20 protein-coding genes are annotated in these 23,596 nt (G+C 65.0%); 15 read left to right on the top strand and 5 right to left on the bottom strand.

Features of this window, described 5'->3' with window-relative positions:
* Positions 1-35: 35 nt before the first annotated feature.
* The 3 genes from FU260_RS11390 to FU260_RS11380 form a co-directional block, all read right to left on the bottom strand.
* Positions 36-950, bottom strand: coding sequence for a carbohydrate ABC transporter permease (locus FU260_RS11390; RefSeq protein WP_168211750.1), 915 nt, complete (start codon positions 948-950; stop codon positions 36-38).
* A 3-nt stretch (positions 951-953) separates the two neighbouring features.
* On the bottom strand, positions 954-1,844 hold the full coding sequence (locus FU260_RS11385; protein WP_147917170.1) for a carbohydrate ABC transporter permease: 891 nt from the start codon (positions 1,842-1,844) through the stop codon (positions 954-956).
* Between the two features lie 104 nt (positions 1,845-1,948).
* Positions 1,949-3,247 carry an ABC transporter substrate-binding protein gene (locus FU260_RS11380; RefSeq protein WP_147917169.1) on the bottom strand — a complete coding sequence of 433 codons (1,299 nt, stop codon included), beginning with the start codon at positions 3,245-3,247 and terminating at the stop codon, positions 1,949-1,951.
* A 333-nt stretch (positions 3,248-3,580) separates the two neighbouring features.
* On the opposite strand from FU260_RS11380, the gene FU260_RS11375 reads away from it, so the two are divergent.
* The 9 genes from FU260_RS11375 (at position 3,581) to FU260_RS11335 (ending at position 13,981) form a co-directional block, all read left to right on the top strand.
* Positions 3,581-4,363 (top strand): DeoR/GlpR family DNA-binding transcription regulator, encoded by a 783-nt coding sequence (locus FU260_RS11375; protein WP_147917168.1) that lies wholly within the window; start codon positions 3,581-3,583, stop codon positions 4,361-4,363.
* A complete protein-coding gene (locus FU260_RS11370; protein ID WP_147917167.1) occupies positions 4,360-5,805 on the top strand; it encodes a sulfatase family protein in 1,446 nt (481 codons plus the stop codon). Before FU260_RS11375 ends, FU260_RS11370 begins: the two co-directional genes overlap by 4 nt.
* Before the next feature lie 594 nt (positions 5,806-6,399).
* Entirely contained in the window at positions 6,400-7,062 is a 663-nt protein-coding gene (locus FU260_RS11365; protein ID WP_147917166.1) for an RraA family protein, read from the top strand.
* Between the two features lie 38 nt (positions 7,063-7,100).
* The gene (gene dctP / locus FU260_RS11360; RefSeq protein ID WP_147917165.1) at positions 7,101-8,135 is read left to right on the top strand and encodes a TRAP transporter substrate-binding protein DctP; all 1,035 of its coding nucleotides are present in this window, start codon (positions 7,101-7,103) and stop codon (positions 8,133-8,135) included.
* A gap of 85 nt (positions 8,136-8,220) precedes the next feature.
* Positions 8,221-8,727, top strand: a complete 507-nt coding sequence (locus FU260_RS11355) for a TRAP transporter small permease (protein WP_168211749.1) — start codon at positions 8,221-8,223, stop codon at positions 8,725-8,727.
* Complete coding sequence (locus tag FU260_RS11350) at positions 8,724-10,001, top strand: TRAP transporter large permease (RefSeq protein WP_147917163.1); 1,278 nt, start codon at positions 8,724-8,726, stop codon at positions 9,999-10,001. The genes FU260_RS11355 and FU260_RS11350 overlap by 4 nt, the downstream gene beginning before the upstream one ends.
* An 11-nt stretch (positions 10,002-10,012) precedes the next feature.
* Positions 10,013-10,981, top strand: a complete 969-nt coding sequence (locus FU260_RS11345) for a 2-hydroxyacid dehydrogenase (protein ID WP_147917162.1) — start codon at positions 10,013-10,015, stop codon at positions 10,979-10,981.
* Positions 10,982-11,027: 46 nt separating this feature from the next.
* Complete coding sequence (locus tag FU260_RS11340; RefSeq protein ID WP_147917161.1) at positions 11,028-12,233, top strand: mandelate racemase/muconate lactonizing enzyme family protein; 1,206 nt, start codon at positions 11,028-11,030, stop codon at positions 12,231-12,233.
* A gap of 5 nt (positions 12,234-12,238) precedes the next feature.
* On the top strand, positions 12,239-13,981 hold the full coding sequence (locus FU260_RS11335; protein ID WP_147917160.1) for an IlvD/Edd family dehydratase: 1,743 nt from the start codon (positions 12,239-12,241) through the stop codon (positions 13,979-13,981).
* Between the two features lie 64 nt (positions 13,982-14,045).
* On the opposite strand, the gene FU260_RS11330 is transcribed toward FU260_RS11335, so the two are convergent.
* Positions 14,046-15,260: an MFS transporter gene (locus FU260_RS11330; protein ID WP_268957774.1), complete on the bottom strand. Its 1,215-nt coding sequence runs from the start codon at positions 15,258-15,260 to the stop codon at positions 14,046-14,048.
* A 198-nt stretch (positions 15,261-15,458) separates the two neighbouring features.
* Complete coding sequence (locus tag FU260_RS11325; RefSeq protein WP_210418256.1) at positions 15,459-16,130, bottom strand: GntR family transcriptional regulator; 672 nt, start codon at positions 16,128-16,130, stop codon at positions 15,459-15,461.
* 466 nt (positions 16,131-16,596) lie between these two features.
* Between FU260_RS11325 and FU260_RS11320 the strand changes: the two genes are divergently transcribed.
* From FU260_RS11320 to FU260_RS11295, 6 genes are all read left to right on the top strand, one after another.
* Positions 16,597-17,529 carry a carbohydrate ABC transporter permease gene (locus FU260_RS11320; RefSeq protein ID WP_147917158.1) on the top strand — a complete coding sequence of 311 codons (933 nt, stop codon included), beginning with the start codon at positions 16,597-16,599 and terminating at the stop codon, positions 17,527-17,529.
* Positions 17,529-18,365 (top strand): carbohydrate ABC transporter permease, encoded by an 837-nt coding sequence (locus FU260_RS11315; protein WP_147917157.1) that lies wholly within the window; start codon positions 17,529-17,531, stop codon positions 18,363-18,365. Before FU260_RS11320 ends, FU260_RS11315 begins: the two co-directional genes overlap by 1 nt.
* A 26-nt stretch (positions 18,366-18,391) precedes the next feature.
* Entirely contained in the window at positions 18,392-19,717 is a 1,326-nt protein-coding gene (locus FU260_RS11310; RefSeq protein WP_147917156.1) for an extracellular solute-binding protein, read from the top strand.
* A gap of 85 nt (positions 19,718-19,802) precedes the next feature.
* Positions 19,803-21,104: a sulfatase family protein gene (locus tag FU260_RS11305; protein WP_168211748.1), complete on the top strand. Its 1,302-nt coding sequence runs from the start codon at positions 19,803-19,805 to the stop codon at positions 21,102-21,104.
* A gap of 21 nt (positions 21,105-21,125) precedes the next feature.
* Positions 21,126-22,055, top strand: a complete 930-nt coding sequence (locus FU260_RS11300) for a LysR family transcriptional regulator (protein WP_147917154.1) — start codon at positions 21,126-21,128, stop codon at positions 22,053-22,055.
* Positions 22,056-22,074: 19 nt separating this feature from the next.
* A complete protein-coding gene (locus FU260_RS11295; protein ID WP_147917153.1) occupies positions 22,075-23,592 on the top strand; it encodes a DUF3604 domain-containing protein in 1,518 nt (505 codons plus the stop codon).
* Positions 23,593-23,596: the final 4 nt, after the last annotated feature.

Genomic DNA, 23,596 nt, shown 5'->3' with positions numbered 1-23,596 from the left:
AGTGTGCTGCTGCCTCTCGTAATGGTGGTTGCAGGTCAGTTCTTCACAGAGCCGGACGTCATGCCGCCGATGAAGAAGCGTTGGAAGAAGATGAACAGCACGATCACCGGCAGGGAGCCGAGCACGCTCATCGCCATCATCTGGTTCCAGTCGTAGGAGTGCTGGCCCATCAGCAGCTGGATGCCGATCGGGACGGTGCGCATGTCATCGGTGCGCGTGAGGGTGAGCGCGAACAGGTACTCGTTCCACGCGATCATGAACGTGTACAGCCCCACCGAGACCAGCCCGGGCACCGCGATCGGGATGAGGATGCGCCACAGCGCGCCGAACGAGGAGGTGCCGTCGACTCGGGCGGCCTCGTCCAGCTCCCGCGGGAGCGTGTTGAAGTACCCGGTCATCATGATGATCGCGTAGGACAGGGTGAACACGATGTAGGTGAGGATCAGACCGGCATAGGTGTCGTAGAGCCCGAGCACCACCATCAGCCCGAAGTACGGGATGAGCAGCGTGATCGGCGGCACTGCCTGCACGGCGATCACCAGCACGTTGACGATGTTCTTCCCGGGGAAGTCATACCGGCTGAAGGCGTAGGCCGCATGCACGGCGACCAGCAGGGTTAGTGCCACGACGGACAGCGCCACGACGTAGGAGTTGAAGAAGAACCGCATCTGGCGGGGGTCCTGCAGGATCGCCAGGAATGGCTGCAGGGACGAGTTCTCCGTGATCAGCTGCGGCGGGTAGGCGAAGATCTCGGGGTTGGCCTTGAATGCGGACACCAGCATCCACAGGATCGGTGAGCCGGCGAACAGTGCGCCGAGGACAAGGCCCACCAGGGTGAGTCCCCGTGCGATACGTCGGCGCTGCTGGTTGGTCAGTCTGCTGGGTTCTTTTCCCTGCCCGACGGCCGTCCTTGCGGTGGTCTGCGCAGTCTGGGTGGTGGTTGTGGTCATCGGTCAGTCCCTCGCTCGCTGGTGCCGGACGTAGAGGATGGCCAGCAGCGCCGAGACCACCAGGAAGAAGACTGCGGAAGCGGACGCCGTCGAGAACATGTATTGGGAGAAGGCGAGCTTGTAGGTGTACGTGGAGAGGATTTCGGTCCGGTCCAGTGGTCCCCCGCCCGTGGTCATCCAGATCAGGGCGAACTGGTGAGAGGTCCAGATCAGGTCGAGCAGCGTCATCGAGATGATGATCGGGCGCAGCTGCGGGATCGTGATCGAGGCAAACCTGCGTATCGGGCCCGCACCGTCGACGGAAGCCGCCTCGTACAGGTCGGCGGAGATGCCCTGCAGGCCGGCGAGGATGCTGACCATGAAGAACGGGTAGCCGTACCAGATGTTGATCAGGGTGACCGCGAACAGCGCAAGGCTGGGATCGGAGAGCCACTCCTTGGGACCGTCGATGATGCCGACCTGGGTGAGCAGGTAGTTGAAGACACCGCTCGGGTTCAGGATCAGTCGCCAGAGCACGGCGACGATCGCGACGGTCAGTAACCACGGCAGCACGAAGATTGTCCGGAAGGCAGTCTTGACCCCGTTCGGGAGCAGGTCGGTGTTCAACAGCACGGCGAAGCCGATCCCGAGCACGATGTGCGCCGCGACCGACGCGATGACGAAGACCGCGGTATTGCGAACCGCCGCGTGAAACTGCGGGTCGGTGAAGATCGTGACGTAGTGCTCGAATCCGGCGAACTGCGGGTTGGCGTTGGTGATGACGTTGTTCTGCAGCGAGTACCAGATGACCATCCCGATCGGGATCGCCATCAGGACCACCAGCAGGACGATCGTCGGAGACAGGTAGGCGTAGGCCGCTGCGTTGGAGTGGCCGGTCGGTCGCCGGTTCGCCATGACGAAGCCCTTTCTGATGAGTTCTGGGCAGGTGGTCCGGTGGTGCGGATGCGGCTGGGCCGACCCGCACCACCGGTTCCGAGACGTTGAGGTCCCGGCGTGGCCTAGAACATCCCTTCCCACTCGGTCTGGACGTCACCCAGTGCGTCGTCCACCGGTCTGTCCTCGGCGAGCACCTGTTGGAGCTGTTCGTCCAGGACTCGCATCAGCTCATCGGCCATCGGCAGCCCGGTGAACTCGCTCACCGGGTACCCGGCCTGCCAGATCTCGAACGCGTCCTCGAACAGCGGGTCGGAGTCACTGAAGTCCGGGGTGACGTTCACGTTGCCGGGGAAGCCGTTGGCGTATCCGGCGAGCTCACCGTTCGCGCCTTCGCTGAGCAGGAACTCGATGAGCTTCCAGGACTCCTCGGGGTGTTCGGTGCTGGCCGACATCCCGATGCCCCAGGAGGCGTACCGGACACCGGACTCGCCGGTGTAGCCCTCAGTCACCGGAACCGGAGCGACCGAGAAATCCAGGTCGGGGTTGTTCTCCCGAATCAGGTTGATGTGCGCCAGGGAGGAGATCATCATCGCCACACGGCCGTTCGTGAACTCCTCGACCTTGTCCTGCTCGGCCATGGTCAGCCCGCCCGGGACGATCAGCCCGTCATCCCACATGCTCTTGATGAACTCGATGTTCTCGACGATGTCGGGGTTGTTGATCGCAGGAGCGCCGTCCTCGGTCAACATCGTGGCGCCGGAAGCCCAGGCCCACGGCAAGATGTCGATCTGCACACCGTTCGGCTTCTCCAGACCGAGTGCGGCGACGAAGCCACTGGCGTCGGTGGCGTCGGTGACGGCCTGCGCCGCGTCGACGAACTCACCGCGAGTGGTGGGAATCTCCTCGACGTTCGCTTCCTCGAGAAGCTCGTTGTTCACGAACATCGGATAGGCGAAGTTGACCACCGGGATCATGTAGGTGGACGAGTCCATCTGGACCTGTGCGGCCAGCTGGGAGTCGTCGTAGCCGGCCTCGGACATCGCCTCGCTGAGGTTCGCGATGGAGCCCTGCGTGGCGAAGTCGTTCACCCAGGCACCGTCCAGGCCCAGGACGTCCGGCATCGTGCCCGACGCCGACCCGGCGATGACCTGGTCCTTGATGGAGGCGTACGGACCGGAAAGGACCTCCACGTTGATGCCGGGGTTCTCCTCCTCGAACTGATCGATGAGGGACTGGAAGGCGCCATCGGGAAGCTCGGGCTCCCACCACTGCATGAATTCGATGGTGACTTCCCCGTCGGCTCCCCCACCCTCGCCGCCACCGCCGCAGCCGGCGGCCAGGGCAATGACGCCGAGCAGGGCGAGCCCGACCTGGCTCGGATGGCGCCGCGAGGTCTTACGCGAACGAACAGCGCTGTTCATAACTTCCTCCATGACTAGCTGGTTGTGGCTCGGCAGCGCATGGACGTCATCCGTGACTGTCGAGACCTGCATGGTTGTGCCGAAGCAGTGGTCGATAGTTGCATAGTTCTGCACCTCTATGCAAGAGTCGGCACAGAACATGCATGAAAGTGCCGCTAGGTGCCAACGTGCGGATGCCGCGATTCGGCATCGCACAGGGCACGATCGTCTGCATCACGCCACCTGGCGTGGATCGACCGCGGTACGTTGACCAGGACAATCGGCGACGCAACGAGGGAGAACTCGCAGGTGAGTGCAGAGTCTGCAGAGACAGGGGGCACGGAGCTGCCAGCGATGCGGCGTGCGCGCATCGCCACCTACGTGGAATCGATGCGTCAGGCCAGCATCCATGACATTGCCGGGGAGTTCGACGTCTCCCCCGACACCATCCGCCGCGACCTGATCGCGCTGGACAAAGACGGGCTCGTCGCCCGCACCCGCGGCGGCGCGATAGCCAACTCGGCGGTGAACAGTCCCGACCGCGAGCTGCGGATCCGCCAACAGCTCCAGGACGTGGAAAAGAAGCGGATCGGAGCGCTCGCAGCGACGCTGATCAACAACAGCGCGGTCGCAGCGCTCAACGGCGGAACGACGACCTTGGCCGTCGCACGCAGTCTCACCGATCACCGGGAACTGACCGTAGCCACCAACAACCTCAGCATCCCGTTCGAGATCCCGCCACAGGCGGTGCGCAACCTCTACGTGTTCGGCGGCGACGTCCGCTTCTCCTCGCAGGTGACCGTCGGCCCGGCGGCGTTCCCGGACCTGGGCAACCCAGGCTCGGTGCACTTCGACGTCGCCGTGATCGGCGTCGGTGGAATCACCGTGGAGGGGTACTCGGTGAGCACGCTTGCCGAGGCCTCCATGATGCGGCACCTGATCAGCAGATCCTCCCGGGTGATCGTGGTGGCGGACGCAACGAAGTACAACCGGCCCCAGTTCGCGCTCGTGGCACCTTTGGACGCGGCCCACGACCTTGTCACGGATGCGTTGCCACCGGAGGACGTCGCGGACGCTTTGGCGGAGAACCAGGTCACCATCCACTGTGATGCGACGACCGATGGAGACGCCCGATGACCACGTCCGGGCGACGACCCCACGTGGTGCTGGTCATGACCGACCAGCAGCGGTACGACACGATCGCCGCCCTCGGCTACCCGCACATGGTGACGCCGAATCTGGACCGGCTCGCCTCCGAGGGTGTGGCCTTCGAGCGCAACTACGTGACCGCGCCGTCCTGCACACCCTCTCGCGCTTCCTTCTTCACCGGGCTGTACCCGTCCGGCAACGGTGTCTTCCGCAACGACGACCCCTGGCCACGGACCTGGGTCGAGGACCTGTCCGGGTCGGGCTACCGGTGCGTGAGCATCGGCAAGATGCACACCTACCCGTACGAGGCCCCGACCGGGTTCCACGAACGGCACGTGGTGGAGAACAAGGACCGTGGCACGCCGACCGTGCCGTTCTTCTTCGACAACTGGGACAAGGCACTGCATGTCAGCGGTGTGGTCAAGCCTGATCGGCGGACCCTCCGCTCCCGTCCGGACTACCAGGAACGCTTGGGCGCCTTCGAGTGGACGCTGCCCGAGCACCTGCACGCGGACGCGTTCGTCGGCTCGCTCGCCTGCCGCTGGCTGGAGGAGTACCCGGGCGAGGAGCCGTTCTTCCTGCAGATCGGCTTCCCCGGGCCACATCCGCCCTACGACGCGCCGCAGCGGCTCATCGATCAGTATGCCGACCGGGAGCTGCCGCCGGTCGTGCGCACCTCCGAGGAGTTCGCCGCCATGCCCCCGCAGATCGCCACCGTGCGACGCGAGCACCTCAGCAATGACCACGACTCGATCGTTCACCTGGAGAATCCGACGCCGGAACAGCTCCGCCGTCAGCGGGCGCACTACTACGCCAACGTGACTCTCATCGATGAGCAGATCGGGGAACTGTTCGAGGCGCTCGAGCGACGTGGTGTCCTGGAGGACACCGTCGTGATCTTTACCTCCGACCACGGTGATGCACTCAATGACCACGGCCTGTCGCAGAAGTGGACCATGTACGACCCGAGCGTGCGCGTCCCCGCGATCGTGCACGGGCCGGCGTATATCCAGCCACGGGAACCCATCAAGACCCCAATCTCGCACTTCGACCTCGGCGCTACGATCCTGGAGCTTGCCGGGATCGAACAGCGTCCGGGAGTTGCAGCCCGCTCGGTGCTCCCGGTCCTCCAGGGCGATTCGGAGTGGAACAGCCGGGACTACGTCTTCGCCGAGCAGGCACGAGACTCGATCCAGCAGGACTCCGAGATGATGACGATGATCGCCGACGCTCGGTGGAAGCTGGTGTGCTTCACCGATGCCGACGACGGCCAGCTCTTCGACCTGGAGGCCGATCCGGAAGAGCTGCACGACCTGTGGGACAACCCGGACGCTGCGGAGGTCAAGACAGCCCTCCTCGCGCGAGTGGCCGCGTGGCGTACAGAGGTCTTACTGAGCTCGCGCGAGTGGTGGAACGAACTGGTGCACTAGCGGCATCTCGAGTCCACGTCAGTCTCCGTCAGCCGTCCGGGGGCTTCTCCCCGATCTTCCTCAGCACGGCGGTGAACGTGCGCAGGCCGATCGAGCCGCTGGAGACCAAGGGCTTCACCTAGAGCGCACCGGACGCCTGAGCCCTGCGGCTGGGCACTCTGCGAGTCGCCGGGCTGGACTGGGTGGTGCGCGCTGCGACGGCTGTCGTGCTGGTTGGCGTGGTGCCGGCTGGGCGGGCGTGGCCGGCGTTTCGGTGAGGTCGCAGCGGCGTGACAGCTAACGAGAATCGCTGTCGCCTACCCGATTTCACTACCTGGAGATTCACAGTCCGGCAGTGCGAGACGGCAAGCCGACGTGCCCGCCGCTACTCCGCACGCCAGCACCGTCGATCGTCCGTCCCCAACCTGCAGGCGGCCGTCGTCGTGAAACGAGGGGTTGACGCGACCGATCGGACGAGAGACTATGTCCGCTAGAAATCGTGCACGATTCTAGAGTTGGAATCCAACACGGATGAGAGTCGGCGGCAGCGGAGCGGCGCACCGGCATCTCAGAGCCCGCGGAACCCGTACCGGCACAGGGGAAGAGGTTGGCAGGATGACCGAACCAGACGCCAGGGAGATCGGTGACCGACTGGCCGCCATCTACACCGGAGTGCTCTACGACGTGGTGCGCGATGCCGGCGGCAGCGTTGACGTACTTCCACACACCATCACCTCGCTGGAGAACGGTGGCCGACTGGCTGGGCGGGTTTTCACCATGAGCGGCCGGATCGACGAGTCGCTCGACACCCACACCACGATGATGGAGTGGACGGGGCTACTCGGCCGGGCGCCGAAGGACCACGTGATGGTGTGCCAGCCGAACGACTCCACGATCTCGCACATGGGAGAGTTGTCCGCCGAGACGCTGCAGGGTCGGGGCGTACGGGGATACATCGTGGACGGCGGATGTCGGGACACCGACTTCATCCGCGACATCAAATTCCCCGTCTGGTGTCGCTACACCACTCCGGCCGACATCCGCGGCCGATGGGTGCCGGAGAAGCTTGAAGAACCGATCATCATCGGCGGCGTACAGATCAACAATGGCGACTATGTCGTTGCCGACCGCGACGGCGTGCTCACGCTGCAGCCAGACAACATCCTGGACGTGATCGAGGCCGCTGAGGAGGCGATGCAGCAAGAGAGCCTCGTTCGCGCGGCGATTCGCGCCGGCACACCGCCGCAGGAGGCCTACCTGAAATACCGCAAGTTCTGAACACCCTCAAGGCGTTACAAATCGAAGGAGATTTGAGCATGTCCCGAAGGAAGAATGTACAGATCACGTCCCTCACTATCGGCGGAGTTTTGCTGCTAGCCGCTTGTGGCGGCGGCAGTGGGGGTGGCGATGGTGAGAACGAGGCTGTCACCCTCCGAGCGGCTCACGCCCAAGATCCAGCCCACCCGTACCAGGTGTGCGGTCTGGAGTTCATGCAGGACTACTTCGCTGATAATCCCGAAGCCAACATCACGCTTGAGACCTATCCGAGCGCCCAACTCGGCTCCAACGAAGAGAATATGGAAGAGCTCCAAGCGGGCACGCTCGACTTCGCTGTACCGGGAATCGGCAGCCTGACAATCTTCGATGAGCGTGTCGGCGCCGTGGAGACAGCATTCTCCGTGGAGGACCAAGAACAATTGCAGACCTTCGTCGACGGTGACTTCGGAACGACTGTCCTCGAACCCTTACGCGAATCGGCCAATGTGCGTGTGGTCGGTCCTCTCTGGGCCCTGGGCAACCGGCACATCACGGCCAACTTCGAAGTCCACTCTCCGGCGGACCTGCAAGGTGTGCCGATGCGGAGCCAACAGACTGCGGCGAGCCGGGCTACCACGGAGGCACTGGGCGGTACGCCGACCCCGGTGGACTTCTCCGAGCTCTACCTCTCCCTCTCCCAGGGTCTGGTCGAAGCACAGGAGAACCCGCTGGTCCAGATCGACTCAGCGAACCTCACCGAGGTTCAGGACTACATCATGATGACCAGCCACATCGTGAACGTCTCGATCCTGGCGATGTCCGAGTCCAGCTACCAGAACCTGAGCGCCGACCAGCAGCAGGTCGTCGATGACGCCGCAGTTGCTGCGGCCGAGAACGTAGACCAATGCATCGCCGATGGTGAGGAAGAGATTCTCGCTGCCTGGGAAGAAGATGACGCGATCACGATCATTCCGCTGGAGGAGCTCGACATCGAGGCATTCCGGGAGAACGCACTCGAGGTTTACACCGGAGAGGGATCGGAGTACGCCGAGCTCTGGGGCGAGACGTATCTGGAGATGACTGGCAACAACTGACGTCGAGCGATCGCGACGTAAAGGAGAGTTCATGCCTAAACCTCCATCGAGGCTTCGCACGGTAGGGCGAGGTGTCCATCGATTCGTGGACGTCTTGGCGAAGGCGGAGTCGATTCTCTGCGCATTACTCCTCGCCGTTGTCCTCGGTACTGCTGTGGTGCAAGTGATCATGCGGTTCGTGCTGCACGAGCCATTGGCAGTATCGGACGAGTTCGCTCGCTTTGCCATGATCTGGTTGGGATTCATCGGAGCGGCGTTGACACAGGCTCGCGACCAGCACATTGCCGTACTCGTGATCCGCGGGACCGGTAGCCGGTTGCGGCAACAAATCATGGATGGGCTGGCCAATGTCGTGGCGCTGGTCCTTGGCGTATGGGTTCTCTTCCTGGGAAAAGAGACGCTAGAGCGTAGCGCCAACGTCACTTCCGCTTCGCTGGAGATACCGATGTCCGTGGTCTATCTCTCAGTAGTGGTTGGTTTCGGCCTGATCGCCGTCCACGCGCTACGCAATCTGGCGAATCTCGCCTTCCATGGGCAGGTCGATCCTGAGCGAGAAGACGGATCCCTGGCAGAAAGACAGCAGCTGTCATGACGATCCTTCTCATCATCCTCGGCGTCCTGCTCCTGTTGGTCCTCGGCGTTCCTGTGGCATTCGCGCTCCTCCTGCCCACCTTCGTCTACTTTGCTTTCGAAGGCCCCACGGCCTTGACGGCGGTGATTCCGAGTGCGGTCGGTGGAATCAACAGTTTTCCTCTCGTCGCCTTGCCGCTCTTCATTCTTATGGGTGTGATGGCGAACGAAACCGGAGTGACAGACAAACTCTTCGATGCCGCCGAGAAGTACCTCGGACACTTTCGCGGCAGCCTCGGCTACGTCAATATCGCAGTCAGTCTCGGGTTCTCGTGGATGAGTGGGTCCGCAGTGGCAGACGCGGCGGCCCTTGGCCGCATCGAAGTGCCAGCCATGCTGAAGCGCGGATACCCCGAACGCTTCAGCACCGGTGTGACCGCGGCCTCGGGCATCATCGGCCCGATCATGCCGCCAAGCATTCCGGCCGTGCTCTACGCCGTTGCTGCCAGCGTCTCCCTCGGTGGTCTGCTCATCGCGGGAATCCTGCCTGCACTCTTGCTGGTGGTGTTGCTCTCCATATACGTGTTCATCTGGGCCAGGAAGCGCCCCGAACTACGTTCCGAACGGGCCACGGCTCGGCAAGTGGGGATGGCCACTCTGCATGCCATACCTGCGCTCATGGCCCCGGTCATCCTCATCGGCGGCATCCTCGGCGGGATCTTCACTCCCACGGAAGCCTCAGGTATTGCCGTCGCTTACCTGCTCGTCCTCGGATTCGTAACGCGCAAGTTGCAGCTGAAAGGTCTGATCAGGGCCCTGACCGGGGCAGCCCGCAACGTCGGTGCCATCCTCATTCTGGTCGCCTCAGCGGCGGTCTTCGCCCGCGTGATGACCCTCGAGGGCCTGCCGCGGTTGATGACCGACACGCTGGCAGGCATCTCGGACAGTCCTACGGTCTTCTTAGGAATGACTGTGGTGATTCTGCTGCTGGCGGGGATGTTGCTGGAGCCAGCCTCGGCGCTGCTGATCTTCGTCCCGGTCCTGCTGCCCGCTGCCACCATCTTCGGAGTGGACCCACTGCACTTCGGTTCAGTCGTGATTCTGTCGCTCATGGTAGGGCTGGTGACTCCTCCAGTGGGCTTGATCTGCTACGTGCTCAGCGATGTCACCAACGTCCCCGTTTCCAGTGTGTTCCGGGGCGTAGCCCCGTTCTACATCCCTCTGATGGCAGCATTGCTGTTGGTGACATTCGTCCCGGCGATCACGCTGACGCTGCCGCGGGCTCTCGGATTCTAGAGGTGGCAGACGTGCACGTTGTAGTCGCAGATCGTGCCCTGCAGCGATTCAGAGACGAACTGGAAGCGCCGCTGCCAGGGGCGACGTTCACCTATTGCGATCCCGGTGATGAATCGGGTCTGCGCAGTGCGCTGGCTGCGGCGGAAGTGCTCGTCAGTGGCACGTTGACGGCGGAGCTCGCCCAGAGTGCACCGGCATTGCGTCTGGTCCACGCGGCTGGGGCAGGAACAGACGGGATCGCGTTCGCGGCACTGGGTAGCGGGGTGATGGTCGCCAACGTCTTCGAACACGAGGACTCGATCGCCGAGCACGTGCTGATGGTCGCCCTTGCGCTGGCACGTGACCTCCTGCCGGCAGATGCGCACCTGCGCCGGGGTCGGTGGCTGAATGCCGCCGTGGACGACTCTCTCGGCCTGAATCGAACGCTGAACGGCAGAACGCTGGGACTGATCGGGTATGGGCACATCGGCCAAGCGGTGGCACGGCTAGCACACCTGTTCGGTATGAGAGTGCAAGCCATCAGGAGCTCACCCGGCCCGACCCCGGCCCCGTTGACATTCCTTGGCGGACCAGCTGATCTGGCCCGAATCCTGCGCGAGTCCGACGTGGTGGTGGTGACGGTGCCGCTGAGCGATGCGACGCGCGGACTGATCGGATCCGAGGAGCTGGCGATGATGCGCCCGACAGCGCACCTGATCAATGTGGCGCGCGGGCCGATCGTGGACGAGCAGGCGCTGTACCGCGCCCTGGTCGCGGGCACGATCGCAGGCGCCGGCCTCGACGTCTGGTACGCCGCACCGCCACCGGCCGCGGCCCGTCGGCTGCCTGCGACAGCGCCGTTCGGAGATCTGGACAACGTCATACTCACCCCCCATTACTCCGGCGTCACCGAAGACACGTTCCGCCGCCGCGCGCGGGAGATCGGAGCGAATATCGCCCGACTGGCCGCCGGGGAAGAGATCCACCACCGCATCGTGTGAAAGTGCTGCGCTCGAACTCCGTGGCAGCCGTATAAAGGAGAAGGCAGTGAAGATCGATCGCATCCGGACTCTGCGTCTAGAGGAGTTTCCGAACCTGCTGTACGTCCTGATTGACACGGACGAGGGCGTGACCGGACTCGGGGAGACATTCATCGGCGCCGAGGCCGTGGAGTCCTACATCCACGAGACTGCCGCTCCTAAGCTCCTGGACGAGGATCCATTGACCATTGAGGCCCATGCCCGGCGATTGCGGGATGTGCTCGGCAGGAACGGTGCCGGTGTGGAGTCTCGAGGCAGCTCCGCAATCGATATCGGGTTGTGGGACCTCTTCGGAAAGGTCGTCGGGCAGCCGCTGTATCAGGTGCTGGGCGGGAAGGTGCGCGATCAGGTGCGCATGTACAACACCTGCGCCGGGTATGGGTACGTGCGTGGCGCCGGCACGGGAGTCGGCAGCGGCAACTGGGGCTTGCCGACCGGCGAGCCTGCCGGTCCGTACGAGGATCTGCAGGCCTTCTTGACCAATGCCGGCGAGCTCGCCCAGAGCCTGCTCGATCAGGGCATCACGGCCATGAAGATATGGCCGTTCGACCAGGCGGCCGAAGAGAACCACGGCCAGTTCATCACCGCCGCGCAGCTGAAAGTCGGCTTAGAGCCGTTGCGCCTCATCCGGGAACAGGTCGGCGATGCGATGGACGTCATGCTCGAGTTCCACTCTTTCTGGAACACTCCGGCGGCGCTGCGCATCGTCAAAGCCGCCGACGAGTACGACCCGTTCTGGTACGAGGATCTGCTCCCCGCCTATGAGACGGAGGGACTGCGCCGAGTCGCGGACCGCACCGCCACTCCCCTGACTCTCAGCGAGACGATGGCCGGGCTGGTCAACTTCGAGCACTTGTTCGCCTCCGGGGCCGCTGCCATCGCCATGGTCGACGTGGGCTGGGTCGGGGGCGTGACAGCAGCCAAACGTGTCGGGAACCTGGCCGAGGCGCACAGCCTGCCGATCGCCCCGCATGACTGCACTGGACCGATCGTGCTCGCCACCTCCACGCACCTCTCCTGCCACCTGCCGAACGGATTCATCCAAGAGACGGTGCGCGCGTTCTACACCTCCTGGTACCGGGACCTCGTCACCGAGTTGCCCCGCATCGAGAATGGCATGATCGCTCCCCCGGAGGGCCCGGGACACGGAATGGAGCTCAACCCCGAGGTGCTCACCCGCGCCGACGCCACCGTACGCACGAGCGCCCTGTGATGGCGATGACCAGCGACGAGCCCCAACCAGCGGCCGCACTGCGCAGCGCCCAGTGGTACGTCGGAGATGACCGCAATGCCTACATCCACCGCGCCTGGAGCCGACGCGGGCTCCCACCGCATGCGTTCGACGGAAGCCGCCCTCACATTGCGCTGGTGAACACCGCTTCGGACTTCACCCCATGCAACCGGCACCTGACCGAGGTCGCCCGCAGCGTACAGAACGGGGTCTACGAAGCTGGTGGCATCCCTCTGGAGATGCCGGCCGTTTCCCTCGGTGAGTCCCTGGTCCGACCGACTGCGATGCTCTGGCGCAATATGGCAGCCATGGCTACGGAGGAGATGATCAGGGCAAACCCGATTGACGCCGTCGTCCTTCTGGGTGGGTGCGACAAGACCATCCCCAGCCTGCTGATGGCGGCTGCTTCGGTTGACCTGCCTGCGATCGTGCTCCCCGGCGGACCAATGAAATCGGGTACCTTCCGGGGCCGGCCTCTCGGCTGTGGCACTGATGTGTGGAAGCTCAGTGAGGAAGTGCGCGGCGGGTCGATGTCGGAGCGAGATTTTCTCGCCTCGGAAGGGTCAATGATCAGCAGCCGTGGTCACTGCAACACCATGGGCACGGCCTCCACGATGGGGCTGCTGAGTGAAGCATTGGGAATGACGATCCCCGGTATGGCCGGTACCCCGGCCACGGACAATCGGTTGCTGGAAGGCGCTCACTCCACTGGCGCCCTGGCCGTGGAACTGGTGGCCGAGCGCCGTCGGCCGAGTGACATCATGACTCGGGAGGCGTTCGTCAATGCCATCGTCACCCTTGCCGCTATCGGAGGTTCGACGAATGGTGTGGTGCACCTCCTCGCGATTGCGGGTCGCCTCGGGGTCGACCTGACGCAAGACGATTTCGACAAGATCGGCGCGGGCGTCCCCTTGCTCGTTGACCTGCAACCGGCTGGCCGCTTCCTGATGGACGATCTCTACCGGGCGGGCGGGCTACTCGCCGTGCTCCGCGAGGTACAGGATCTGCTCGAACCGGGAGCCGTCACCGTGACCGGGCGGCCGTTGGTGGACTACCTCGAGACCGCGAATGTCTGGGATCGGGAGGTGATCCGGCCACGAGCAGAGCCTCTGCAGGATTCAGCCGGAATCGCCGTCCTGCGCGGCAACCTGGCGCCCGATGGAGCGGTGATCAAACCCGCCGCAGCGTCAGCGCACCTGCTCCAGCACCGCGGCAACGCCGTGATATTCGACTCTATCGAGGATATGCACGCACGGATCGACGACCCCGACCTTGAGGTCGATGCCGATTCCGTGCTCGTTCTGCGCGGGTGCGGGCCCAAGGGATACCCGGGGATGCCAGAGGTTGCAAACTTGCCCTTGCCCACCAAGCTCTTGCAGCAGGGTGTACGAGACATGGTGCGAATCTGCGACGGCCGCATGAGTGGCACCGCCTATGGAACCGTGGTGCTACATGTCGCCCCCGAGGCTGCAGCAGGTGGCCCACTGGCCCTGGTACGCACCGGCGACCCGATTGTGCTGGATGTGCCAGCGCGGAGCATCACCATCGACATCAGCGACGACGAGTTGGCCGCTCGCAGCCCCAACCCGGAAGCAGTAGAGGCCTTTGCGGACCCGGCGCGCGGCTGGCAGCGCCTCTACATCGACACCGTGCAGCAAGCCGACACCGGCGCCGATCTGGACTTCCTCGTGGGCAGCAGCGGAGATCATGTGCCGCGGGAATCCCATTAGACCGCCGATCGCGGTCCGAAGCGAGATTTGGTGCGGGCACAGAGCAGAGCAGGCGGACCCGCAGCTACTCACGTGCCCGAGATGCGCGCCGGGCAAGGAGCAACCCAGTCATCCCTATCAGTAGCAGCGGCGTCAGGGCAGCGAACGCGAGACGGAAGTCGCCGAGGACATACTCACCGGACGGACGGACAGCATCGAGCACCACTCCCACGATGAGAATGCTCACGAGCGAAGCGAAGTAGCCGCCCACGTTCACTACTCCGATCGCTGTACCCAACTGGGGGCCCGGGATGAAAGTGCGCGCATAGTCGAAGCCGATCGTGCAGGCCACTACCCCGATAGTCACCACCACCCCGAGAAGTGCGAGCAACCAGAAAGGTCGGGGTGTCGAGGGAATGAGCACAGCCCCCCATATCACCGTTGACGCCGCGACAGTTCCCAGGACCAGCCAGGAGCGCCGCTCGGGGAAGCGCGCGGTCAATTCACCCATCACCGGCCCAGCAATGATGCCGGCAACGGTGCCGATCGTGAGCACCGCACTCGCCCTCGCTGGGCTGACGCCTTGCCCAGCCGTCAGGAAGGGCACGCCCCAGAGGAACAGGAAGGTGTTCGAAGGGAACAACGTCACGAAATGAGTGAAGAACCCCAGCCACACACCCGGGGTTGTCAGTACCGACCGCAATCCGCCGGGGGCCGATTCAGGAGCGGCCAAGCTGGGACTGGCTGACCCTTGGCCGGAGTTCGAATCGTCACCTTCAGGTCGCGCCGGTGGCCGATCACGCACTGTCAATGCAGCTACCAGAGCAATAAGTAGACCGACCATGGCCAGTGAACCGAATGCGGCCGTCCACCCAAAAGAGAGCAGAACAGCCAGGAACGGCACAGCCGAGACGATTTGCCCCAACTGGCCCAGAATACCGGTCATCTGGGTAATGACCGGTACGACTCTGGGCCGAAACCACAGCGGAATCAGACGTAGCAAGGAGACCAGTACAGCGGCGTCTCCCAATCCGATAAACGCCCGCGCAATGAAGGTGGGAGGCAGAGTATCCACGACGCCCAGTACTAGCTGACCGGCAGCCATCACGATCGTGCCGCCGATGATGAGTCGTTTGGCGCCCCACCGATCGAGCAGCATTCCCATCGGGACCTGCGCGGCAGCATAGACGGCGAGCTGAACAACGGAGAATAGCGCCAGCGCGGAGGCGCCGATCGCGAACCGGTCGACAGCTTGCAGGCCTGCTACTCCGAGCGAAGTACGACCCGCGACGGCGACGATGTAAGCCGCGACGCCAGTTCCCCAGACGAGATACGCGAGCCGTGGCGGGGCAGGAGCTTGCGCCTCAGATTCGGGTGTGATCGATGACCTCCCGTGAGTTCCTCCGGCGCCAGGATGCTGTTGCCCCCCGGGTGGCTACGCAGCGGACCGTGCGAGCCGGGTACGTCAACCTGCAAGATGGTCCACGAACGCGGCCCACTAGAACGTTCCGCCAAGACGGCCGTGCATCCCGGATTCAAGGTGGGTGATCATTGCCTTCTCTGCGCCTTGGACGTCACCCACCATGATCAGGTCAGCGATTCGACGGTGCTCGGCCAGTGTTCCTGGACCGAATGTGTAGTTCCACCGGAGACGATAGATGTGCAGGTGAAAGTTGGTGCGTTCTAGCGCCGCTCGTACCTGAGCGTTACCGGAGAGTTCGGCGATCAGCCGGTGCAGCCGCAGATCATGCGCCGCGAGCGGACGATACGCCTCGTAGTTGGACTCGTGCGGAGCCTCAATCGATGCGAACTCTGCCTCAAGAAGTTCGCGCCCAGCATCATCAATCCGCGCCGCAGCCTGTCCAGCTGCCCACGGTTCGATCAACAGCCGGAACTGGAATAATTCATCCAATTGCGCCTCATCGAGCAGCGGTGCCGCCCTGTACCCACGCAGCGGAGTCTTTGCGGCTAACCCTTCAGACTCCAGACGCGCTAACGACTCGCGCACTGGGGTCTGAGACACGTTGAAATCTCGGGCCAGACCGTCGATCGAGATCCGATCGCCAGGCTCGATCGCGTGATTCATGAGCAACGCTTTCGTGCGCTCGTAGACCTCATCGCCGACCATCGTGCGCCGGTGGGCAACCGGGGCCGCAGCGTTGTCAGTCAACACGAGCTCCTTCCGCGTAGCGTACAGACAGGCGTCCAGCAGCAGGCGCCGAAACAAAATTCCGGAGTGTATGCATACTACGGCTCACAGGCTTTACTTGTGCCAGCATCCTCGGCGGGCTCCTACACATCGAAACGCAACCGGAGCATCGTGCTGCGCTATCTGAACGTCACTCCGGCGCCCTCGGGCGAGACCGCGTCTGCTGCACGTGAACTGCCGCCAGTCCACGAACGACGTGTATTCCGCCGCTCTACGTATCGCTACCTACCGGGTGGTGGAGCACCTCTCCGCCGCGCTCCATCCCCGGTGGTGTGCTCACCCGGTCCAGCGGCCGTTGCTCTCACGACCGAGGCGCCACCCGCCATCCGTACGACGGATATTCACATTCCGCCGTACGCATTTGACGGATGGACGAACGCGTCCATAGTGTGCCGTTCAACCACTAGCCCGGACAGCGAGGTTGGACGTGACTTCGGTACCACCCCAAGAAGCGTTGCGCGCCAGCGCTGCGCCACCGCAGAAGCGCAGAGCGCGCAAGGCCACGCCGTTCACGCTGCTCGCCGTCCTGCCGTTCCTCCTGTTCGGGCTCGTGTTCGCGGTCTACCCGATGAGCCAGGTCGTGCGGATGGCCCTCTCCGACGTCCAGATTCGCAGCGGGCAGTTCGAGTGGACCTTCACCGGCGCCGACAACCTGACCAAGGTCCTCGGCTCCGGCGTCTCCTGGGAGGTCATCGGCAACACCGTGGTGTTCGTGGTCGCCTCCGTGCTCGTCTCGATCGTGCTCGGCCTGGCGCTCGCCCTGCTGGTAGACCGGGCCGTCACTCTTCTCCCCCTCGCCCGCAACGTCCTCATCTGGCCGGCCGTGATCGCGCCGGTGGTCGTCAGCCTGATGTGGTTGCTCATCCTCAGCCCGACCGCCGGCGGCCTGAACAAGCTGTTCCGGACGCTCTCCCTGCCCGAGCAAGGCTGGCTCGGCGACAGCGGTACTGCGATGGCCGCCGTCGTCGTGGTGGATGTCTGGCACTGGACCCCGGTGGTCTTCCTCTTCTTCTACACCGCGCTCAAGGCGATCGACGCCAGCACGCTCGAGGCAGCCCGCGTCGATGGTGCCAACGAGCGGGAGATCGTGCGCTACATCGTCCTGCCGGCGCTGCGCCCGACCATCATGGCGGTGGCCCTGGTGCGCACGATCATGGGCGTCAAGGTCTTCGACGAGATGTACCTGCTCACCCAGGGCGGTCCAGACGGCGCCACCACGCTGGTCTCCCAACACATCAAGAGCCTGTTCTTCGACAGTCTGCGGCTCGGCGAAGCGGCGTCCTACAGCCTCGTGGTCGTCTTCGCGACGGCGATCGTGCTCGGGGTCGTGCTGTTCGTCCGATCACGAGTGGAGCGGTGATGAGTTCTTTGACTGAGACCCCACGACGCCGCCTCTGGGTCGAGATCACCCTCGGTCTCGTGCTGCTGGTAGCCGTGATTCCGATCATCTGGACCCTGGTGCTGGCGTTCCTGCCGAACCGCGCGATCGTCGACTCCGGGTGGCAGTTCACGTTCTGGCTCGGCAACTTCGCCACCCTCTTCGACGGCGGCGCGTTCCTCGCTCAGATCCGGAACAGCGTGGTCATCGTGATCGGTGCCGTGGCGATCTGCCTCGCCATCGGATCGATGACCGGGTACGCGCTCAGCCGGCTCAACCCGCCCCGCTGGCTGACCCTCCCCGCACTGATCATCACCGGCTTCATCCCGCTGATCCCACCGATGACGCTGGTGCCCGGGCTCTACATCCTCCTCGGCCAGCTGAGCCTGCTCGGCACCCTCACCGGACTGGTGCTGGTGAACGCCTTCATCAACCTCCCGTTCGCTGCCCTGCTGATGTCCTCCTACTTCTCCACCGTGCCGAACGAGCTTCGAGAGGCTGCCCTGGTCGACGGCGCATCGGAGTCTCGTACGTTCCTCTCCGTGATGCTCCCGATCGTCAAGCCCGGCTTGGCGGCCACCGGAATCTTCACCGGGATCATGGCCTGGAACGAGTTCCTGATGGGCCTGACGCTGACCACCGGCGGCAACACGGCACCGGTCACCGTCGGGATCGCCGGCCTGCTGCAGCCGTACGCCATCACCTGGGGTGAGCTCGCCGCCGCCGGCACCGTCGCGGCCATCCCGATCATCGCGATGGCCATCGTCGCCAACCGTCACATCGTCGCCGGCCTCACCTCCGGCGCAGTCAAAGGCTGATCAGAACCTGAGCAAAGGAGCACATCATGTCCCGACCCAAGACCCGACTGGCCGCGTTGGCCACCGTCGCCGCAGTAGCCACCTCGCTGGCCGCCTGTAGTGACGGAGGAGCCGACGGCGGTGCGCTGGGATCCGGAGACGCCGTCACCATCATCACCAGCCAGGCGCCGTGGAACCCCGCCTACGACGCGGTGATCGCCGCCTACGAGGAAGAGACCGGCGTCAGCGTCGACGTGCGCGCGTTCCCGAACGACGAAGTCAAGACGCAGATGCTGAACGACGCCCAGAGCGGCAACCACGCGTTCGACGTCTACCAGGTGAACGAAGTGGACATGGCGCAGTTCAACGACAACGGTCTGCTCCTGCCCCTGACGGACGTCGATTCAGAGTTCACCCTCGACCCCGAGGTGTTCACCTACGACAACCTCCCCTACTGGAACACCGAGACCGGCGCGTTCAGCGAGGACGGTGCCTTGACGAGCATCCCGCTGATGGGCAACCTGCAGATCTTCATCTACCGCACCGACATCTACGAAGACCTCGGCCTTGAAGTGCCGACCACCTGGGACGGCGTGCTCGAGAATGCCGAGGCGGTCGTGGACAGTGACGCCGCCCGGTACGGCTTCGTGATGCGCACCCAGGGTGTGGCCGGTTCGCCGCAGGTCACCTACGACTTCTCCGGAATCCTCTACGGCCTCGGCGGGAGCTTCTTCACCGAACCCGGCACCGACTGGACCCCATCGGTCGATTCCCCGGAGGCGATCGAGGCCGCGACCATGCTGCGCGACCTTGCCGCGACCGGCCCGGAGGAGTCGCAGACCGTCGGCCAGGCGGAAGCGATCGCGACGATGCTCGCCGGCGACGCCGCACAGCTGGACACTGTGGCCGCCGGTGCCAGCGCGATGAACGACGAGTCCAGCTCCAACGTGGTCGGTAACGTCGGCTTCGCTCCGCTGCCGGGCTCCGCCTCACCGACCGGCACTTGGAACCTCGGCATCCCGGCCGACCTACCCGAGGACCGTCAGGGCCCCGCCCTGGACTTCATCACCTGGGCCACCTCCGAGGCCGGCATGGAGGTGTTCGCCGAGAACGGCGGCATCCCGGTGCGCTCGGACGCGTTCGACGCCGAGGGTCTGAGCGAGCAGGACAGTGCCTACCTGGACGCCGTGGAGCAGTCCGCTGAGACCGCCCAGGGCCCGATGCGGTACGAGTTCATCGGTGACTTCCTGAACGTCACCGAACCCATCCTGGCCAACATTGCCGCCGGCGAGGTCACCCCGGAGGACGGCATGGCCCAGATGCAGGAAGAGCTCACCGCCGTGATCGAAGAGGGCGAGTACCCGATGGGCTGATGCCCCATGCGGTGCGGGGCGGCGGCTACACCGCCACGCACCGCCCCCTCCCTGACCAACGACTCCACCGCCGTCGAGGATGAGAATGCCCCTGCCTGTACCCGCCCAGCCGAACATCGTGCTGATCCACTGCCACGATCTGGGCACCTGGCTGCCGTGCTACGGCATGCCCTCCGTACCCAGCCCCCACCTGAACACGTTCGCCGACGAGAGCATCGTCTTCGACCAGGCCTTCGCCACCGCTCCGCTCTGCACGCCGGCCCGGTCGTCTCTGTTCACCGGGTTGCAGCCACACCAGAACGGTCTGATGGGACTCGTGCACAGCGGCTGGCGCTACCGCCCTGGCGTGCAGACCCTGCCCGAGCTGCTCCGCCCGCACGGGTACCACTCCGCGCTGATCGGGCTGCAGCACGAAGACCTCGACTCGCGGGTGCTCGGCTACGACGAAGTACACGGCCTGGGCTTCCTGCCCAGGGCGATGGAGGTGGCCCGGCAGACCGAACAGTGGCTCGCACAACCCCGGGAGGATTCCGCTCCGTTCTTCCTCACCCTCGGCACCTGGGAAACGCACCGCCCCTGGCCCGCAGAAGACTACGCAGCAGCTGACCCGAACGCCGTCGACGTTCCGGCCTACCTGCCGGACAACGCCGATACCCGCGGCGACATCGCCACCTTCCACGGCTCGATCCGCCAGCTCGACCAGGCGGTGGGCCGCATCCTCAGTGCACTCGATGCCTCGACGCACGCGGACAACACCATGGTCATCTTCACCACCGACCACGGCGCCGCGTTCCCGCGCGCGAAGAGCACCCTGTACGACTCCGGGGTGCAGGTCTCCTTCATCGTGCGGCCGCCCCGTAACTGGCAGCTGGCACCCGGACGCCGTTCGGCACTGACCAGTCACCTCGACGTCGCACCGACCCTCGTCGAGCTCGCCGGTGGCGAGCCGCCGGAGGACCTGGCGGGCGAGAGCTTCCTCGGCACGCTCCAGGACGAGAGCCTCGCCAACCCGACCCGCGAGCTGTTCCTGGAGAAGTCTCACCATGACCGGTACGACCCGATCCGGGCGATCCGCACCGACCGGGCCAAGTACATCCGGAACTTCAAACCGGGACCGCAGGTGCCGTTGGCCCTCGACCTGGAAGAGAGCCCCACCCGCCGCGGGATGGACCACCTGCTCGGTCCGAAACCAGCCGAAGAGCTCTACCTGCTCCGCGACGACCCGGCCGAGCTGCACAACCTGGCCGATGCTGCTGCGTTTGAGGAGCTTCGCGCTGAGCTTGCCAGCCGGTTGGACCACCACTTGCACGCCACGGCGGACCCGATCCTGGCCGGCGACATCACGGCTCCCCCGGTCCCGGCCCGAGATTCCCGGGCGTCCTGCTAGCGTGCCCGCGGAGGTAGAGCAATGGAGCTGAGCTGGTGCCGGTCCTTCGTGGCGGTCTACGAACTGGGTGGGTTCTCGGCGGCGGCACGCGCCTTGCACCGATCGCAGTCCAGGATCAGCGCGCACATCGCCGGCCTGGAGGATCACCTCGGGGAAGTGCTGTTCAACCGGGACGTCCACCCGGCCACGCTCACCCCGGCCGGTGAGGCGTTCCTACCGCATGCCCGCGGGATGGCCGATGAATGGTCGGCCGCCGTTGCCGCCGTCGAGGCCAGACGGGGAGACATCAGCGGGACGGTCGCGGTCGGCAGTGTGCCGAGCGTCAGCTCGCAGATCCTCGGCCCGTTTCTCGCGCAGTTCGGCCGCAAGCACCCGCGGGTGACGTTCGAGGTGCACGAAGGCCCCAACTCTTGGCTGGACGAGGCGCTCGCGCACCGGACCATCGAGATCGCGCTGCGTCCGCTGCTGCAGGTGCGACCGCAGCGCGCCACCGAGCACCACGTGCTGATGGACGACCCGATCGTGGTGGTACTCCCCGCCGGGCACCAGCTCGCCGAGAATGACGCGATCTCGTTGGAGCAGCTCACCGGATACCCGCTGATCACCACCGGGGAACCCGGCCTGGACGCCAAGATCGGAGCCGAGTACCGGCAGTTCCTGGCCGACATCGAGGTGGACCGGCAGCGCAGCCTCGCGGTGAGTCAGCCGACGACGGTCTACGCCTTCGTCGAAGCCGGACTCGGACTCGGCCTGATCGGCGCGCTGCCCGCGCAGATGTTCTCCCCGCCCGCTGTGACCTTCCGCCCGCTGCACCACCCGGCCGCGTCTCGAAAGATCGCCGCCTACCAGGCCAGCACGCGGCGCCTCTCCCCCGCTGCCGAAGTCTTCCTGCACGAGCTGATGGCGTTCACGAAGAAGCGTTACGGCCGGCCCTCCACCCACCCACAATGAGACCGGGGACGACAGACCGTTGACTCTAGAGGCCTACCAGGACCTGCACTGCTACGTCGGCGACATCCACAACCACTGCGGCATCAGCTACGGCCACGGCAGCATCGAGGACGCGTACCGCAACGCCCGGCTGCAGCTGGACTTCGCCAGCGTGACCGGCCACGCCTGGTGGCACGACATGCCGGTGAATGACCCGCGGCTCGCTGCGGAGGAGGCCTACCACCGCGAAGGTTTTGCGCGGCTCGCGGACTGCTGGGACGAGGTCCAGGAGGTGACGGCGGCCGTGCACGAGGACGGGACGTTCGCCTCGTTCCTGTCCTTCGAGTGGCACAGCATGACCTACGGCGACCACTGCGTGTACTACCGAGACTCCCACGGGCCGATCGTGCGGGCATCGAGTCTGGAGGAGCTGCGGGGCGCGCTGCGTGTCCAGGCGGCATCGGGACGGCCTGCACTCGCGATTCCGCACCACATCGGGTACCGGAAGGGCTTTCGCGGGATCAACTGGGACACCTACACCGAAGAGCTCTCACCGGTGGCGGAGATCGTCTCGATGCACGGATGCGGAGAGTCGGACCGGGCGCCCCGGAACTACCTGCACACGATGGGCCCGCGCGATGCGCAAAGCATGGCCTACTACGGACTGAACGCCGGGCACGTGTTCGGCTTCATCGGCTCCACCGACCACCACAGCGCCCATCCGGGCAGCCATGGCTACGGACGGATGGCGGTATGGGCGACCGAGCTCACCCGGGCAGGGATCTGGGACGCCATCGTGAACCGGCGCACCTATGCCATCACCGGCGACCGTATCCAGCTGCGCTCCGCCGTCAATGGCGTGCCGATGGGCGGCATCGCATCGGCTGATCCGGAGCGCCGGGTGAGCGCAAGCATCCAGGCTCGGGACCGGATCGACCTGGTCGAGGTGATCCGCAACGGTGAGGTGATCTGGTCCGGTACCGGGCCGACGGCGGAGCCCGGGTCCGCGTTCAGCGGCTTGGTTGGTCTGAGCGTGGGGTGGGGGCAGGCCGGCGCCACCACGGACTGGGACGTCCAGCTCGAGATCGAGGGTGGCTCGATCATCGAAGTCGAACCGCGGCTGCGTGGGATCGACATCGTCGATCCGCTCAGCCCGGCGCCGTCGTCGTACGCCTTCAGCGCCTGGGAACGCACCGGGGAGAAATCCGTGCGGCTGCGCACCCGAACGGTGGCCAACCCGACGGTGATGACGGATGCGACCCAGCAGATGGTCCTGCGCGTGGTTGGAACCGATCGCACCGTGGTGCGGGCGGTGATCAACGGAGAGCCGGTGGCCCACACCGTGGGTGAGTTGCGTGCCGGGCCACGGTCTGGTTACACCGCTGGCTTCGTCAGCCCGGCGTTCCAGTTCCATCGGGCCGTGTCGGACGCCGAACGCGAGCTGGAGCTGGATGTCGAGGACCTGCGCGAACCCACCGGGCGGGACTGGTATCACGTGCGGGTCCGGCAAACGAACGACCAGTGGGCGTTCGGGAGCCCGACGTGGGTCGAGGCCTAACTAC

Origin of the sequence: Ruania zhangjianzhongii (genome assembly GCF_008000995.1) — a bacterium.
Taxonomy (GTDB): Bacteria; Actinomycetota; Actinomycetes; order Actinomycetales; family Beutenbergiaceae; genus Ruania; species Ruania zhangjianzhongii.
Note: the sequence above shows the minus strand (reverse complement) of the source record. Positions and strands in the feature narration are given on the sequence as shown.